The organism is Undibacterium sp. Ji50W, from assembly GCF_049340445.1.
GTDB lineage: Bacteria > Pseudomonadota > Gammaproteobacteria > Burkholderiales > Burkholderiaceae_D > Undibacterium.
Genome location: NZ_JBMPOX010000015.1, coordinates 118,574 through 133,483 on the forward strand (window position 1 = coordinate 118,574; position 14,910 = coordinate 133,483).

Annotated in this window: 16 protein-coding genes; 6 read left to right on the top strand and 10 right to left on the bottom strand. The window is 53.3% G+C overall.

Features of this window, described 5'->3' with window-relative positions; translation table 11 throughout:
- Positions 1-6: 6 nt before the first annotated feature.
- Positions 7-1,263, top strand: coding sequence for a hypothetical protein (locus ACO0K9_RS19470; RefSeq protein WP_422987742.1), 1,257 nt, complete (start codon positions 7-9; stop codon positions 1,261-1,263).
- Between the two features lie 30 nt (positions 1,264-1,293).
- On the opposite strand, the gene ACO0K9_RS19475 is transcribed toward ACO0K9_RS19470, so the two are convergent.
- From ACO0K9_RS19475 to ubiA, 4 genes are all read right to left on the bottom strand, one after another.
- Positions 1,294-1,623: a YqjK family protein gene (locus ACO0K9_RS19475; RefSeq protein ID WP_422987743.1), complete on the bottom strand. Its 330-nt coding sequence runs from the start codon at positions 1,621-1,623 to the stop codon at positions 1,294-1,296.
- 10 nt (positions 1,624-1,633) lie between these two features.
- Positions 1,634-2,017, bottom strand: coding sequence for a phage holin family protein (locus tag ACO0K9_RS19480; RefSeq protein ID WP_422987744.1), 384 nt, complete (start codon positions 2,015-2,017; stop codon positions 1,634-1,636).
- 4 nt (positions 2,018-2,021) lie between these two features.
- Positions 2,022-2,333, bottom strand: a complete 312-nt coding sequence (locus ACO0K9_RS19485) for a DUF883 family protein (RefSeq protein WP_422987745.1) — start codon at positions 2,331-2,333, stop codon at positions 2,022-2,024.
- A 116-nt stretch (positions 2,334-2,449) separates the two neighbouring features.
- Positions 2,450-3,316: a 4-hydroxybenzoate octaprenyltransferase gene (gene ubiA, locus ACO0K9_RS19490; protein WP_422987746.1), complete on the bottom strand. Its 867-nt coding sequence runs from the start codon at positions 3,314-3,316 to the stop codon at positions 2,450-2,452.
- A 124-nt stretch (positions 3,317-3,440) separates the two neighbouring features.
- Here ubiA and ugpB point away from each other — a divergent pair, with 124 nt between their 5' ends.
- The 4 genes from ugpB to ACO0K9_RS19510 all read left to right on the top strand — a co-directional run bounded on the left by ugpB (position 3,441) and on the right by ACO0K9_RS19510 (position 7,802).
- On the top strand, positions 3,441-4,754 hold the full coding sequence (gene ugpB, locus ACO0K9_RS19495) for a sn-glycerol-3-phosphate ABC transporter substrate-binding protein UgpB (protein WP_422987747.1): 1,314 nt from the start codon (positions 3,441-3,443) through the stop codon (positions 4,752-4,754).
- A 170-nt stretch (positions 4,755-4,924) separates the two neighbouring features.
- Complete coding sequence (gene ugpA / locus ACO0K9_RS19500) at positions 4,925-5,806, top strand: sn-glycerol-3-phosphate ABC transporter permease UgpA (protein ID WP_422987748.1); 882 nt, start codon at positions 4,925-4,927, stop codon at positions 5,804-5,806.
- Between the two features lie 2 nt (positions 5,807-5,808).
- On the top strand, positions 5,809-6,660 hold the full coding sequence (gene ugpE, locus ACO0K9_RS19505; protein WP_422987749.1) for a sn-glycerol-3-phosphate ABC transporter permease UgpE: 852 nt from the start codon (positions 5,809-5,811) through the stop codon (positions 6,658-6,660).
- 65 nt (positions 6,661-6,725) lie between these two features.
- Positions 6,726-7,802, top strand: a complete 1,077-nt coding sequence (locus tag ACO0K9_RS19510) for a sn-glycerol-3-phosphate import ATP-binding protein UgpC (RefSeq protein ID WP_422987750.1) — start codon at positions 6,726-6,728, stop codon at positions 7,800-7,802.
- A 46-nt stretch (positions 7,803-7,848) separates the two neighbouring features.
- Here the strand turns inward: ACO0K9_RS19510 and ACO0K9_RS19515 are convergent, their stop codons facing one another.
- The gene (locus ACO0K9_RS19515; protein WP_422987751.1) at positions 7,849-8,136 is read right to left on the bottom strand and encodes a hypothetical protein; all 288 of its coding nucleotides are present in this window, start codon (positions 8,134-8,136) and stop codon (positions 7,849-7,851) included.
- A 298-nt stretch (positions 8,137-8,434) separates the two neighbouring features.
- Here ACO0K9_RS19515 and ACO0K9_RS19520 point away from each other — a divergent pair, with 298 nt between their 5' ends.
- A complete protein-coding gene (locus tag ACO0K9_RS19520) occupies positions 8,435-9,223 on the top strand; it encodes a helix-turn-helix domain-containing protein (RefSeq protein WP_422987752.1) in 789 nt (262 codons plus the stop codon).
- On the opposite strand, the gene ACO0K9_RS19525 is transcribed toward ACO0K9_RS19520, so the two are convergent.
- The 5 genes from ACO0K9_RS19525 to ACO0K9_RS19545 form a co-directional block, all read right to left on the bottom strand.
- Positions 9,196-11,499 (bottom strand): patatin-like phospholipase family protein, encoded by a 2,304-nt coding sequence (locus ACO0K9_RS19525; protein WP_422987753.1) that lies wholly within the window; start codon positions 11,497-11,499, stop codon positions 9,196-9,198. The genes ACO0K9_RS19520 and ACO0K9_RS19525 overlap by 28 nt on opposite strands.
- A gap of 158 nt (positions 11,500-11,657) precedes the next feature.
- The gene (gene rimJ / locus ACO0K9_RS19530; protein ID WP_422987773.1) at positions 11,658-12,215 is read right to left on the bottom strand and encodes a ribosomal protein S5-alanine N-acetyltransferase; all 558 of its coding nucleotides are present in this window, start codon (positions 12,213-12,215) and stop codon (positions 11,658-11,660) included.
- An 18-nt stretch (positions 12,216-12,233) separates the two neighbouring features.
- Positions 12,234-13,178, bottom strand: a complete 945-nt coding sequence (locus tag ACO0K9_RS19535; RefSeq protein WP_422987754.1) for a hydrogen peroxide-inducible genes activator — start codon at positions 13,176-13,178, stop codon at positions 12,234-12,236.
- Between the two features lie 203 nt (positions 13,179-13,381).
- Positions 13,382-14,293, bottom strand: a complete 912-nt coding sequence (locus tag ACO0K9_RS19540) for an SDR family NAD(P)-dependent oxidoreductase (RefSeq protein WP_422987755.1) — start codon at positions 14,291-14,293, stop codon at positions 13,382-13,384.
- Positions 14,294-14,438: 145 nt separating this feature from the next.
- Entirely contained in the window at positions 14,439-14,813 is a 375-nt protein-coding gene (locus ACO0K9_RS19545) for a hypothetical protein (protein WP_422987756.1), read from the bottom strand.
- Positions 14,814-14,910 lie beyond the last annotated feature (97 nt).

Here is a 14,910-nt window from a genome sequence, read left to right on the forward strand (position 1 = left end):
CATCTGATGATCATTGCACCTTACTGGTGTGATCCACAGCACTTGGGACAATATCGCATAGAGCGCTTCGTTCGTTGGTTGTCGGAGGCAGGAATCGTCATCAGCATCGTGGCCTCCGCCGAACAGGAAATGGTAAGCCGCACGGACTGGGGACATTTGATTTGCATTCCCGATCCCCTGGGTATTTATGGAAAGAAAAGCGATCTACGTTTTTCACCGACCGTTCAACCGAGGAATGCTTTCGTTGTTAAAGTGCGGCAGCGTTTGCGCTTGCTGGCCTATGCCTTGTTGAGCCCTGACCCCGGTGTGCTGTGGGCTCGCAGGGCAATGCGACATCCGCTTGTGATGGAATATGCGGGCAAGGCAGACGCTATTTTGTCTTCCAGTTTTCCAGAATCCGTTCACGTTGCTGCATCTCACCTCGCATCGAAGTTTCAGCTCCCGTTACTGATCGATATGCGCGATGGCTGGCTGGATGAGCCCATGAAGCCCCTGCTAGTCAGTTCTGCATTGCAACGATGGCGCGAAGCCCTGACCGAGAAAAGGATACTCAAACAGGCCTGCCTGATTACACTGACATCCGAACGCTGGAAGACAATGCTGGTCGAGCGACTTCCATTTTGTCGCGAAAAAACAGTTGCCGTAACCAACGCCTATCCACCTGGGACTCAACTGCCTCTCTTGACAAAAAAAGACCAGGGGCGGCATTTGCAATTGATGTATGCGGGGCGAATCTTCAGCTCACGTGCAGAACGAAAAATTGCAGACTTGCTACAACCCTTGCTGAACGGATTGCGAGGTGCCCACGGTAATCTGATTTTCGTAGGCGACTTGTCCATCGCTGAAATTGCCGGTTTGCGTTCATGGGAAGAGCAATTCAGAGTGATTAACTGGACAATTGAAATCCGTTCTCTGGTACCGCGTCAAGCCGTACTTGAATTGGTCAGCAATGCAGATGGCCTGATCATGTTATCTTCTTCCCAGGCATCCATACCCGCCAAGTTATTTGATTATTTGGTTTCCGGGCATCCTATACTTGCCCTCGCACCGATGGACAGTATTGTCGGGGAGATCAGTACCCGGCTGTCTCAGCTATTTGTTGCTGATTATAGCGACTCAGAAAACGCTACTAAGCGTATTGGACAATTTATGACTGCCTGTCAGGATTGTGTCGCCTACCCATTACCGACCGAATTTAGCGATGAATCGACCAGGCAACAATTTATGAGTGCTTTTCTTAATGCATTGGAAAAAGCTGCATAAATATGACTGCCGGGTTTTAATCAGTCACCTTCAATGCACAGGCTTGTCCCTGCTCTGACGCAAGTGTTTCACCAGGCTGGACAGGCTTTGCCAGATTTGCCAGCCCATTAAAGCGGATTTGGCAACCGCGAATGCGCGCTTTGGTTTAAGTACCATGACCACGGCGGTAATGAGGATGCTGGCAATCGGGCGATGGCGGGTAGAATCGCCCATTTTGCCAAACAGATCGCTGGCCATATCCACCAGGTTTAACGATTGCCGGATTTCTGTGCCATAGATAGTCATCAGGCTGCGTTGTGCCTGTATTTTCAGCAATAGAGCCTGACGTTTCTGAGCGAGTTTTTCTTGCCGTTTCGCCATGACTGAATGCCTATTCTTTTACGACGGTGCGGTCAGCACGGTGTAAGCTGGCGCTGTCTTTTTTCAGTTCCGCCAGGGTGTAGGACAGAAATGCCGGTTTGTTGCGCATGGCACTGCGTACGCGCAAAAAAATGCCGATGGCCAGCAGCGAAAACAGGCCCAGCAGCGATAACAGGACGGTATAGCGATAGCTATCCCAGAACAGCGCAATCAGCGTCAGTATGGCGACCAGTATCGCCAGACCGGCAAAAAACATGGCTGCCAACGACCATAACAAACTGGAAGAAAAGCGATTCAGCTCTTCTTCCAGTTCTACCGAGGCTAATTCCAGGCGTGTATGGACACTGCTGATCAGTGTCGACGCCAGTTGTGCCAGCGAATCGGTAATGGCCATGAATTTATTTGCTACGGCCGATGAGCAGACCGATCAGCAAGCCAACCCCAGCCGCAATGCCAGCAGATTGCCATGGGTTTTCCTTGACATAGACATCGGTGGCACGGGCTGCTTCTTTGGTGCGGGTGACGACCAGGTCTTCAATCCGTTCGACTTCTGCCTTGGCATTTTTCAGGGTTTTTTCAAACTTGGCTTTGGCGGCTCTAAAGCCTTCACCGCTTTGTTGTTCGGTGTTTTTCAGCAAATCTTCAGCATCACGGATAACAAGATGCAGGTCATTCATCAATTGTTCTTTATGCTCATCTACTGTACTCATGATGTTTCCTTTCTGGTTGGGAAGTGAATTGTCTTCAGTCTATGCAAAAAGATGGGGGCGGGTTTGTCGAAACGCAAGGACTAGCAAGAAAATTGAATAAGTAGCAATCTATGGTTTTACTTTACTGCATAGTCCAGCGCAATACCAGCGAAGATTGCTGCACCCAACCAATTGTTATTCAGAAAGGCGGCAAAACAGGCCATACGTTCACGCTCGCGTATCAGGCTGTAATGGTAAACCGCGAACAGCACAGCTACTCCTATGCCCACCACAAACCAGGTGCGCAGGCCGGCTTGCCAGCCTACTGCCAGTATCAGGGCAAAGCTGATGGCATAGCACAGCATGATTGCCAGTACATCATAGCGGCCAAAAGTGATGGCCGAGGTCTTGATGCCGATTTTCAGGTCGTCGTCACGGTCCACCATGGCATATTCAGTATCATAGGCCACGGCCCAGAAGACATTGGCCAGCAATAATATCCAGGCACTCATGGGGACCGTATTTTGCACTGCAGCATAAGCCATCGGTATACCAAAGCCGAAGGCAATGCCCAGGTAGGCCTGGGGAATGGCGAAAAAACGCTTGAAATAGGGGTAACTGCCAGCCACCAGCACGGCAGCGACCGACAATTGCTTGGTCAGGGTGTTCAGCGGCAGGATCAGGGCAAAAGAGATCAGGGCCAATACCACCGCCACGCCTACCGCTTCCTTGCCACTGATCTTGCCGCTAGTCAGCGGTCTTGCGGCCGTGCGCTTGACGTGCCGGTCAAAATCACGGTCCGCATAGTCATTGATGGCGCAACCGGCAGAGCGCATCAGCACTGTGCCCACACTGAAAACCAGCACCAGTTGCCAGCTTGGCTGTCCTTGCGAGGCCAGCCACAGTGCTGCCAGGGTCGGCCACAGCAATAACAGTATGCCTATGGGCTTATCCATCCTGACCAGCTTGAAATACAGATGCAGACGAGAATACAGGCGATTCATGATTCAGCTTTGTTGTTGCACACAGGCAGAATTATAAGTGCTATCTATACACTGGATTGTATGCAATGCTATCGTAGTGTTATTGCAAGAAATAATACGCTAATAAAACTTTCGGGGACAGCTTATGAAATTCAATACCAAATTGCGTATGGTAAGTGCTGCTGTATGCATGGGCCTTGCCGGGTCTGCCCATGCCGTGACCGACATCAGCTGGTGGCATTCCATGACAGGTGCACTGGGCGAGCGCGTTACCGGCCTGGCCGAACAATTCAATAAAAGCCAGACAGAATACCGGGTGACGGCCGTCTACAAGGGCAGTTATGACGAAGCGCTGGCTGCCGGCATAGCGGCCTTTAGGGCTGGCAATGCGCCGCATATCCTGCAGGTATTTGAAGTGGGCACTGCCACCATGATGTATGCCAAAGGCGCGATCAAACCAGTGTCGGAAGTCATGAGGGTCGCAGGCGAGAAATTTGATACGTCTGGCTATGTGGCCGCGGTTGCTGGCTACTACACGTCGCCAAAAGGCGAAATGCTGTCTTTCCCGTTCAATAGTTCGACCACCGTGTTTTACTATAACAAGGACATGTTTGCCAAAGCCGGCATGGACCCCAACAAGGCACCCGCTACCTGGCAGGAAGTGGTGGCCGCCGCCGCCCGCCTGAAAGCCAATGGCGAAAAATGCGCTTATACAACTGGCTGGCAAACCTGGGTGCACCTGGAAAGTTTTTCTGCCTGGCATAATGTTGAATTTGCATCCAAAGGCAATGGCTTCGGTGGCCTGGATGCGCGCCTGAAGTTCAATAGCCCGCTACACGTCAAACATATAGAAAATCTGGAAAACTGGGCCAAGCAGGGCTATTTCACCTATGCCGGGCGTAAAAATGAACCAGAAGCCAAGTTTTATTCCGGCGAATGCGGCATGCTCACCTCATCCAGTTCAGCCTATGGCAATGTGGCCAAGAACGCCAAGTTCAAATTTGCCGTGTCACCTTTGCCTTATTATTCCGACGTCAAAGGTGCGCCACAAAATACCATCATAGGCGGCGCATCGCTGTGGGCCATGAATGGCAAAAAGACAGAAGAATACAAAGGGGTTGCCAAGTTCTATAAATTCCTTTCACAGGCAGAGGTACAGGCCAAATGGCATCAGGAAACCGGCTACCTGCCCACTACCAATGCCGCATACGAACTGACCAAGAGCTCGGGTTTTTATGAAAAGACACCAGGCCCCGGCGTTGCCGTGCAACAGATGATCGTCAAGACCACCGACAAGTCGCGTGGCATACGCCTGGGCAGCTTTGTACAGATACGCACCATCATGGATGAAGAGCTGGAAGCAGTATGGGGCGGTAAGAAACCAGCCAAGGCAGCACTGGATAGTGCGGTCGCCCGTGGCAATGAATTGCTGGAACGTTTCGAAAAAGCGAATAAGTAAAATCAAGACCTCTCAACACAGAGAGGTACGGAGACACAGAGGGCACAGAGGAAATGCAGAGAAAACCCTCAAGAGGCAAGGGAATGCATACTTCTCTTCTTACTTTCTCTGTGTCTCTGTGCCGCTGTGGTGAGCTTTTAGGTTTTATTGACTAAACATTCGAGGATTCTTTGGAAAAACGCGCACGTTTTCGATCGGTCTGGCTACCCTATCTGTTGTTGCTGCCGCAGATCGTGGTGACCATACTGTTTTTTTTCTGGCCTGCTGCCCAGGCCTTATATCAGTCGGTACTGTTGCAGGATGCATTTGGCATATCTTCGCAATTTGTCTGGCTGGATAATTTCAAAGACTTGTTTGCTGATCCTACCTACCTGACGGCCTTCAAGACGACGGCGCTGTTTTCTTTCCTGGTGGCGGTGCTGGGGCTGGGTATTTCTTTGTTGCTGGCGGTGTTTGCCGATCGCGTGGTCAGGGGCAGTTCGTTTTACAAGACCTTGCTGATCTGGCCGTATGCCGTATCACCCGTGGTGGTCGGCGTTTTGTGGATGTTCCTGCTGAATCCCACACTGGGTATCGTGGCGCATGCCTTGCGAGAAATCGGCATCGAATGGAATAGTCTTTTGAACGGACAGCATGCCATGATATTGATCGTGCTGGCTGCAGTGTGGAAGCAGATCAGTTACAACTTCCTGTTCTTTTTGGCGGGTCTGCAATCCATTCCCAAATCCCTGATAGAGGCAGCGGCGATTGATGGTGCCGGGCCGTGGCGTCGCTTCTTCAGCATCGTTTTTCCTTTACTGACACCAACATCCTTTTTCCTGCTGGTGGTGAATATTGTCTACGCCTTTTTTGATACCTTTGCGATTGTGGAAGCAACGACGCAGGGCGGGCCAGGCAAGGATACCGAAATCCTGGTGTTCAAGGTATTCAATGACGGTTTCAAGGGTGGTGACCTGGGCAGTGCAGCGGCGCAGTCGGTGATACTGATGAGCATCGTCATCGTCCTTACCGTAGTGCAGTTCAAGTATGTAGAAAAGAAAGTGCAGTATTGAACATGATAGAACGCCGTCCTTTCCTGGGAATGTTCAGCCACCTTATCCTGATACTGGGTGTCAGCCTGGTGGTGTTCCCCATCTATGTTGCTTTTGTCGCCAGCACGCAAACGGCAGAACAGTCGGCATTGGCACCGATTTCACTGATTCCTGGTGACCAGTTATGGCATAACCTGAGCGCGGTACTTGATAGTGGCACATCCGGCAATGTCGCCAGCAATCCGATAGGGCGCATGCTATGGGTCAGTCTGGTGTCGGCATTGATGATAGCGGTAGGTAAGATTTCCATTTCCATGCTGTCCGCATTTGCACTGGTGTACTTCCGCTTTCCGGGACGCAGCCTGTTTTTCTGGATGATCTTCATTACCCTGATGCTGCCGGTGGAAGTGCGTATCAGTCCTACCTATAAGGTCGTGTCTGATCTGTCCATGCTCAATAGTTATGCCGGACTGACAGTACCGTTGATTGCGTCAGCGACGGCGACTTTCCTGTTCCGTCAGTTTTTTCTGACTGTGCCGGATGAACTGGCAGAAGCGGCGCGCATAGACGGTGCCGGCCCGATACGGTTTCTTATCGATATCCTGTGGCCCTTGTCGCGCACCAATGTGATTGCCCTGTTCGTTATCATGTTCATATATGGCTGGAATCAGTACCTGTGGCCCTTGCTGGTGTCGACAGAGCAAAACATGTACCCCATAGGCGTTGGCATCAGACGCATGATTGCCGGTGGTGATGCGGCAGTCGAATGGAATATGGTCATGGCGACCCTGTTGCTGGCCATGCTGCCGCCAGGCCTGGTAGTGGTCGTCATGCAAAAATGGTTTGTCAAAGGCCTGGTCGATGCCGAGAAATAAAAGCCTGACAAAAAATGGCGAACACATTATCGGACTTCAATTTGTAATGCTTACAGAATAAATATATGGCACAGGTCCAATTAAAAAACGTCAAAAAAACCTATGGCAAGGGAGACAAGGCCGTTGATGTCATTCATGGCATCTCCATAGACATACTGCATGGCGAATTCATCGTCATGGTGGGCCCCTCGGGTTGTGGCAAATCTACCTTATTGCGCATGGTGGCCGGGCTGGAAGAAATCACGTCCGGCGATATCATCATTGGTGAGCGCATCGTCAATGAACTGGAACCCAAGGACCGTGATATAGCCATGGTGTTCCAGAACTACGCGCTATACCCGCATATGAGCGTCTATCAGAATATGGCCTATGGGCTCAAGATACGTGGTTTTTCCAAAGCCGATATCGAAACCAGGGTGCAGAAGGCAGCGCAGATACTGGAACTGGGCGAGCTGTTGCAAAGAACGCCGCGCCAGCTGTCGGGCGGACAGCGACAAAGGGTGGCGATGGGCCGCGCCATTGTCAGGGAACCGGCAGTGTTTCTGTTTGATGAACCCTTGTCGAATCTGGATGCCAAACTGCGGGTGCAGATGCGCCTGGAAATTCAGCGTCTGCACAAGACTTTGGGAACCACCAGCCTGTATGTCACCCATGACCAGGTGGAAGCCATGACCCTGGGCCAGCGCATGATAGTCATGAATGGCGGCGTGGCGGAACAGATCGGTACCCCGGCAGAAGTGTATGGCACGCCAGCCACCACCTTTGTCGCCAGCTTTATCGGCTCTCCACCCATGAATCTGTTGCGTGGCAAGCTCAGTGAAAGCGGGCGTCAGATGCAGATAGGGCAGGCGCAGGTGTCATTGCCGCTGGTGCAAAGCGAAGCAGAGCGCGTCGCGCACCGTGAATTGATACTGGGTGTGCGACCAGAACATTTGTTCATAGGCATGCCTGGCTTGCCGCTGGAAGTGCAACTGGTGGAATCGCTGGGGGCGGATTTGCTGGTACATGGGCTCTGTGGTGAACAGTCTGTGGTGATAAGAACGCCTGCCGGTACGGCTGTAGAAGCGGGCCAGCATACCTCGGTAGGTTTTGCGGCAGATGCCGTACACTGGTTTGATCCGGTGACAAATAAACGGTGTTAACAGACTAGTCGTGGCCGGTTTTCCTCAAGCAAGCTGCACGGTTTCGTCATACCAGCGGTCCTGCCTTGCGTGGCATGACTTGCTGGCGCAGTGACTGTGCCGGTACGCTGGCGCGGCTGGTGTTGGCTGTCGTACTGGGGGCTGGGGCGCCTATATTAAAGCGGTTATTAAAGCGGGTATCGAAGCGGGTTTCTTTTTCTGCCCGGGTGCCACAAAAATAGCCGAGCCCAAATATCGTCACGGTCAGGCAGACGCTGATGAAGTATCTGCCTGCTGTGTCCATATTGACGGTCTTGATTGTCGGCTTTATTTCGCTTACTACTTCCCTGTCCATATTTGCTCCTCTGCATAAGAGTTGACATCGCGCTGAAAACTGGACTGCACTATCGAACGGTACTGCGCTACACGATGTTTGCGCGGCAGCGATATGGTAGCGATATGGCGGCGGAATCTTTTTGGGAATCCCTGAACAGTTTCACGACGGGTTGAACTTCACACTGTCATTGCCAGTCGAAGTGTCGCAATAATTAAAAATACGTACCAGAAAATTACCAAAAGCATTGTTTTTCACTATTTTTGGTATTGAAATACGGTACCATTTGCAAAATTCAACTTTTTGTCAGGAAGCCTTCATGAGTTCACCCGAATTGGTCTTGAAAGTCTTGCGTTCAGAGTTGCGGGCAGCAGGCGTGACATACAAAATGCTGGCAGAGCGCATAGGCATGAGCGAATCCAGCATGAAGCGCATGTTCGGACAAAAGGACATGAGCCTTTCGCGCCTGGCAGAAATTTGCAAGGCTGCCGGCATCGCCATGGAAGATATATTGCGCCAGGCCGCAGATGTCACTCCGCAATCCGACACACTCAGCCTGGAGCAGGAACAATCGCTGATGGCTGATCCCAAACTCTTGCTGGTGGCAATTTGCTGCCTGGGACACTGGACGCTGGAACAGATTATCGAGACCTATCACATGTCCGAATCTGAATGCGTATTGCAAATGATCGCGCTCGACAAGCTGGAGTTGATAGAACTGCGTCCGCACAACCGCTACCGCCTGAATGTGTCACCTGCATTTCACTGGCGTCCCGATGGTCCGATACAGCAGTATTTTCGTGATGTGGTGGTCAGCGATTATTTCGCCGGCAGTTTTGATGGGCCTGGCGAAACCCTGCTGTTTGTACCGGCCAGGGTCTCTTCACACAGCGCGCAGGAACTGGTGCAAAAAATCCAGCAACTGGCGGCTGAACTGGCCAGGCTGCACCAGGATGACCGCCGCCTGAAGCCGGAAGAGCGTGATGGTTTCACCTTGCTGGTGGGTTTCCGCTCCTGGGAGTTTTCAGCCTTCACTGCGCTGCGCCGCCCGGAAGCAGCGCCCGCCGTCAAAGGACTGACTCACCAGATCGGTCCAAGGAAAAGATAAAGCGAAGAGCCGTTGCCCCGGGTTGCTCCGGCGGCAAAAAACAGCGGGCCAAAACGGGTATCAATCGATATGTGGGCGCTGGCCGCCTGCTTCAGGGTATTGAAGCGTAGCGGCTGCGTATCGCCATAGGCATTGCCCAATTCAGCAGAAAAGCCCAGCCGTATGGCACCGCCCACCGTGCTGGGGAGTGAGCCTATCTTGCGCGCCAGCAGTATCCGGCTAAATGCGGTGGCATTGCCCGTCAGTGAATTATTTGCCGTGCCAGACAGGCGCAAGAATCCACCGAGCGGATTCGGTGCACTACCGCGTTGCGACTTACCCCATTCTCCATACACGTGGCCAGCCCATTCGCCGAACCGGAAGGCGGTCAACACATCGATTTCTGACTGGGCCTGGGAAGGTTCGGCCGGTCCTTTGGATGGTGCCCGTTCCCAGGTCGCGGCGATACGATTTCCACGGCTTGGGTAAGCCAGTGAATCCAGTGTGTCGAGCTGGAAGCGGGCAAATTGCGTCGTATCAAAATAGCGCGCACTATCCTGGTTGGCATTGGCTGGCAGCAGCAAATCGACTTTACCAAAACCACGCGTGATACCTGCCTCTATCTTGCCCCAGTTGTCCAGCAGACGGCCAAAGGTCAGGGTCGCCTGGGTGGCACGCACACCGACCCGGGCGACCTTGCGACCATCGTTATACAAGTCCAGGCTTTTGCCATTGTATTCGATGGAAGGTGCCAGGAACCAGGGGGAGCCAGACGCAATGGGCTGCCAGAATTGCATACCTAACTGACGTTCGCTGCCTATGCGCGCGACGCTGCGCAGTTCGGCACCGTAGCTATTGAGTGATGAAGCGATATGCATGAGGCTGAGCGCAAAGCGGTTTTCATCGGCAAAATCGCTGGTCAGCTCCAGGCCGACGCGCAGGCGGTTGCGGCTGGAGTTGGATTCAGTAGGCCGTATCAACACATTGCGCTTGCCCTCTGTATCGGTGATGACGGTTTCCACATTATCGATATCGCCGCGTCCATATAAACGGGCCGATGCTTGGCGTATCTGTTCCGAGGTCAGTACCTGGCCTTCCTGCAGGCCGGTTTGCGCGATCAGCGCCTTGGGGTTGATGTAGCGCGGGCCTTCCACTTCCACCTTGGCCAGTGGCAGTTTGTCAGTGCTGGGTTTGGCTGTCAGCGTGCCGGTGGAGCGTTGATACTCAAAGCTGGCGTACTGTTCATCCGTGACGCGCAGGGCCGCCAGTTTATCTGCCATTTTGTGGGTGGCGATTTCACCGGCCTTGATGGATTTTACATATTCACCAAAGTCGAGAAAACTGACGCCAGACAATTCGGGTGCAATCAAAATATCGCTATTCCGCAATTCCTTGATTGAACGTTGTACATTCTGTTCAGTCAGGATTTGCAGCATTTGTTTGGTGACCTCGATGGCGCTGTTCAACTCATTTTCTTTTGCCAGTGGTGTACCAACGTTAACTGCAATGACAATATCGGCACCCATTGAACGCGCCAGTTCTACCGGCAGATTGCTGACCAGCCCCCCATCCACCACCAGTTTCTGTTTGATACGTACCGGTGCAAATACACCTGGCAAGGCCAGCGAAGCACGCATGGTGATCAGCAAGGGGGTGTCATTCAGTTCTACCATGTCCCCGGTCAGCAAGTCAGAAGCGACGGAGCGGAAAGGCAGCGTCAGTTGATCAACCGGCTGATCACGCATGCCTTCCGGCATCAGGCGGGTAAGGGCGTTTTCCAGCGCGGCATTACCAGCGGCTGCCGGCGGCAGGAAGATGCCGGATTTGGTCACGGCAAATTCTATGCGGGAAGGCAGCAGTATGTCTTCTTCCTTGCGCCGGTAATCGAGGTCGTAGCGGGCTGGGCGGTCGGCCAGCACACTGTCCCAGTTGGTGTCCCGCACGATCTGTTCAAGTTCATCGGCAGAGCGGCCGGCGGCATAAGCACCACCGACGACGGCACCGATGCTGGTACCCACTACCATATCCACCGGCACCCGCAGTTTGCGCAGCGCGCGCAAGACACCGATATGGGCAAAGCCGCGTGCACCACCACCAGACAATACCAGTGCCACTTTGGGACGCGGGCTGATAACCGGATTGGTACTGACCGTTGTCGGTGGTTCAGTAATTGCCTGGGCTTGACTGTAAAGAGGACAAAGACCGCTAGTCAGGGCGAGCAGCACCGCGATGTGGGTCAGTGACAAGCGTAACAAGAAAAGTAGCCGCGAAGGTAGCAGCGGGGGCAGCGATGACATGAATACTGCTTTCTGTAGAAAGACGATGACGACGTGACGTCCGGGTAGACCACACAATGTTCATCTGGTTTCGCAAAAGACCGCAGTATATACGTATCGTATGAAAATGATGAACAAAATGCCAATGTGCATCCGGGATGGATGTCTGCGCGGGAAGCTCAGGTTTGTTCTGCGGGGTTGACCAGGGCGGTCAATACGTGATCACGCCAGACGCCGTTGATTTTCAGGTAGGACCTGGCATAGCCTTCTTTTTCAAAACCCAGGCGGGTGAGCAGGGCTGCGCTGCGCTGGTTTTCCGGCACATAGTTGGCCATGACACGGTGCAGATTATGTGCACCGAACATATGCTGTAGTCCGGCCTGCACGGCTTCAGACATATATCCTTGTCCTTGCTGTTTTTCGGCGATGGCATAGCCGAGGTGACAGGCCTGGAAGGAACCGCGCACGATATTGCTGAAATTGCAGATACCTATCATTTCCTGGTCCAGACATACGGCAAAATGCATGGCCAGGCCGGCTTCCATTAAACGTGTGCTGGATAACAGGCGTTCTTCGCACTTTTCCAGCGAAAAATAGGCGGCGTCGCGAGCCGGCTCCCAGGGGGCAAGGTGCTCACGGTTATTCAGCAGATACTGCTGCAGCAATGCGGCCTGTTGTGGCAAAAGCACGCGCAATTGCAGGCGCTCGGTAGCGATAGCATCCATCATCAACATCATCAACAAGGGGTAACAGGGTTATTGCGTGCTGGGGGCTTCATCCAGCATGGTGACGCCGGGTAAGTCGCAAGCCAGTACAGCCTGGCGTATGGCTTCAATTGCGGCCTGGCGGGTAAAACTCTTGCGCCAGGCAATCACCACGCGCCGGTCAGGGGCCGGTGCCGTAAATGGCAGGTAGCGCAGCATGCCATCGCGCGTGCCCATGTCAGGCACTGATGCCATCGGTAATACCGTAATACCGATACCGGAAGCCACCATATGACGTATGGTTTCCAGCGAAGATCCTTCAAAGGTTCTGGCGATGCCATCCCCGGTCGTCGAAAAACGTGACATTTCAGGACAGACTTCCAGCACCTGGTCGCGGAAGCAGTGACCATTACCCAGCAAGAGCATGGTTTCCGACTTGAGTTCTTCTGCGGATACTTCACTACGTTCTGCCCAGGCATGGTCTTTTGGCATGGCGATTACGAACGGTTCATCATACAGGGCCTGCACCATCATGCCATGGTCGGGTATGGGCAAGGCGACGATGGCGGCATCCAGTTCCCCCTGACGCAGCAATTCCATCAGCTTGACGGTAAAGTTTTCCTGCAGCACCAATGGCATCTGAGGCACCTGCTGTATCATGGTTTTGACCAGCGTGGGCAGCAGGTAAGGGCCGATGGTATAGATGACGCCAAGACGGAAAGGACCAGCCAGCGGGTCTTTGTTTTGTTTGGCAATTTCCTTGATGGCAGCAGTTTGCTCCAGCACACGTTCGGCCTGGGCAACAATCTGTGCGCCCAGGGGCGTGGTAGAGACTTCAGTGCCCCCGCGTTCAAAAATGGTGACGCCCAACTCATCTTCGAGTTTCTTGATGGCGACGGACAGCGTTGGTTGCGCAACGAAGCAGGCTTCAGCCGCATGGCCAAAATGCTTTTGCCGGGCTACTGCAACGATGTATTTTAATTCTGTGAGTGTCATGCCGTTAGTTTGGCACAGACTGCGGGCAGCGTCAGCAAGTGCTTGGCTCAGGAGCTATATTTTTTTCTATTTTCATAAGAAAATGGGGGAGTATCTTTGAACAGCCATGCCCGACAGGCACAGGATTGCTGAATTCGCGGATACTCTGGCCTGTCCCTAAATTGTAACCGGGCACGCCATGACGGCTGATACCCGGTTTCGGCTCAGGCTCTGAGCTGGCTCATGGCCTTGCTCAGTTCCAGGTGCCCCTGTGCCGCGCCGCTTTCCGGCACAGTTTCGGCGTCGCGCTGCCTGACTTCGTTCAGGCGTGCTGCCAGTTTTTCGGCGGCATCGTCGCCCCGGCCCACCCATACGCCCTGGGTCATGGTGATATGCGCGGCTTCAAAACTGCCAGCACCGGCACACAGAATGGCGCGAGTGGGGGCCTGTTCGGACGCCAGCACCAGCATCGCCGGTACCACATCGGACGGTTGCAGGGCTTTCAGAATTTCTTCCGGAAACAGGCTTTCTGTCATGCGGGTAGCTGCAGTCGGTGCCAGGCTGTTGACGCGGATGTCGTACTTGGCCCCTTCCAGCGCCAGGGTTTGCATCAGGCCGACCAGCGCCAGTTTGGCAGCACCGTAATTCGACTGGCCGAAATTCCCGTACAGGCCGGAAGACGAGGTCGTCATCACGATGCGGCCGTATTTTTGCTCTGTCATGATGGGCCAGACCGCCTTGCAGCAATGCACGGCACCCATCAGATGCACGTCCAGCACCAGTTTGAAATCGGCGATATCCATTTTGGCGAAACTCTTGTCGCGCAGGATGCCGGCATTGTTGACCAGGATATCGACACGGCCCCATTGCGCCATGGTATCTGCCACCATGGCTTGTACGGCATCAAAGTCGGTTACCGATGCACCATTGGCGATGGCTTCACCACCCGCTGCACGGATTTCTTCTACCACCGCCAGTGCAGCGCCAGACGAACCGCCAGACCCGTCACGGGCACCACCCAGGTCATTGACGACCACTTTGGCACCGCGTGCCGCCAGTGCCAGCGCATGTTCACGTCCAAGGCCACCACCTGCACCAGTCACGATGGCAACGCGGCCTTTGAAGTCGATAGTCATTATTTGTCCTTACTTATAAAAGTGCCTGCTTGTAAGCAAGCAGGCAGAGTAGTCAAAAGAGCTTTTGTATGATTTTATCCCGCCTTCATGTTATTTGAAGGCGCAGCTTATTGATCTTTATTGATGCGGATGGATAGCAATGCGTTTATTTGCTGGCTTGCATCTGCGCATCAATATCCGCCAGACATTCACGGCCGCGCTGTGTGATGAGCAGTTTGCCGCTGCTTGCATCCACTTCCACATGCGCCTTCTTGCCAAGGAAGGTGGCAACAGGACCGGGCAGCGTCGTGTCGGGGTCGTTGGCGATGGCACGCAGGCCATCTATGCATTGCTTGATAAACAGAGTTTGCCGACCGGTTTCAGTCAGTTCCAGTGTGCCGTCCTTGCGGTAAGCCATGAGCTTGATACCGCACAGGCGCTTGGCATTGCGGCTGATGCAGGCACCGGGTTTGCTCTGGCGCGGTAACTTGCTTAATTGCTCCAGGGCGTCGTATTCATCTATGCTTAACTTGTGACTCATTGCTGCTTTCCGAGGTGGTTGAGGGCGCGATACCCTCAGATGTTTGAATTGTTTGAATTGTTTGAATTGTTTGAATTGTTTGAATTGTTTGAATTGT

Bases quoted from the DNA above. Each gene is read 5' to 3' on its own strand.
- ACO0K9_RS19470 (WP_422987742.1), top strand. From the start codon at position 7: ATGATCATTGCACCTTACTGGTGTGATCCACAGCACTTGGGACAATAT.
- ACO0K9_RS19475 (WP_422987743.1), bottom strand. From the start codon at position 1,623: ATGGCGAAACGGCAAGAAAAACTCGCTCAGAAACGTCAGGCTCTATTG.
- ACO0K9_RS19480 (WP_422987744.1), bottom strand. From the start codon at position 2,017: ATGGCCATTACCGATTCGCTGGCACAACTGGCGTCGACACTGATCAGC.
- ACO0K9_RS19485 (WP_422987745.1), bottom strand. From the start codon at position 2,333: ATGAGTACAGTAGATGAGCATAAAGAACAATTGATGAATGACCTGCAT.
- ubiA (WP_422987746.1), bottom strand. From the start codon at position 3,316: ATGAATCGCCTGTATTCTCGTCTGCATCTGTATTTCAAGCTGGTCAGG.
- ugpB (WP_422987747.1), top strand. From the start codon at position 3,441: ATGAAATTCAATACCAAATTGCGTATGGTAAGTGCTGCTGTATGCATG.
- ugpE (WP_422987749.1), top strand. From the start codon at position 5,809: ATGATAGAACGCCGTCCTTTCCTGGGAATGTTCAGCCACCTTATCCTG.
- ACO0K9_RS19510 (WP_422987750.1), top strand. From the start codon at position 6,726: ATGGCACAGGTCCAATTAAAAAACGTCAAAAAAACCTATGGCAAGGGA.
- ACO0K9_RS19515 (WP_422987751.1), bottom strand. From the start codon at position 8,136: ATGGACAGGGAAGTAGTAAGCGAAATAAAGCCGACAATCAAGACCGTC.
- ACO0K9_RS19520 (WP_422987752.1), top strand. From the start codon at position 8,435: ATGAGTTCACCCGAATTGGTCTTGAAAGTCTTGCGTTCAGAGTTGCGG.
- ACO0K9_RS19525 (WP_422987753.1), bottom strand. From the start codon at position 11,499: ATGTCATCGCTGCCCCCGCTGCTACCTTCGCGGCTACTTTTCTTGTTA.
- rimJ (WP_422987773.1), bottom strand. From the start codon at position 12,215: ATGATGTTGATGATGGATGCTATCGCTACCGAGCGCCTGCAATTGCGC.
- ACO0K9_RS19535 (WP_422987754.1), bottom strand. From the start codon at position 13,178: ATGACACTCACAGAATTAAAATACATCGTTGCAGTAGCCCGGCAAAAG.
- ACO0K9_RS19540 (WP_422987755.1), bottom strand. From the start codon at position 14,293: ATGACTATCGACTTCAAAGGCCGCGTTGCCATCGTGACTGGTGCAGGT.
- ACO0K9_RS19545 (WP_422987756.1), bottom strand. From the start codon at position 14,813: ATGAGTCACAAGTTAAGCATAGATGAATACGACGCCCTGGAGCAATTA.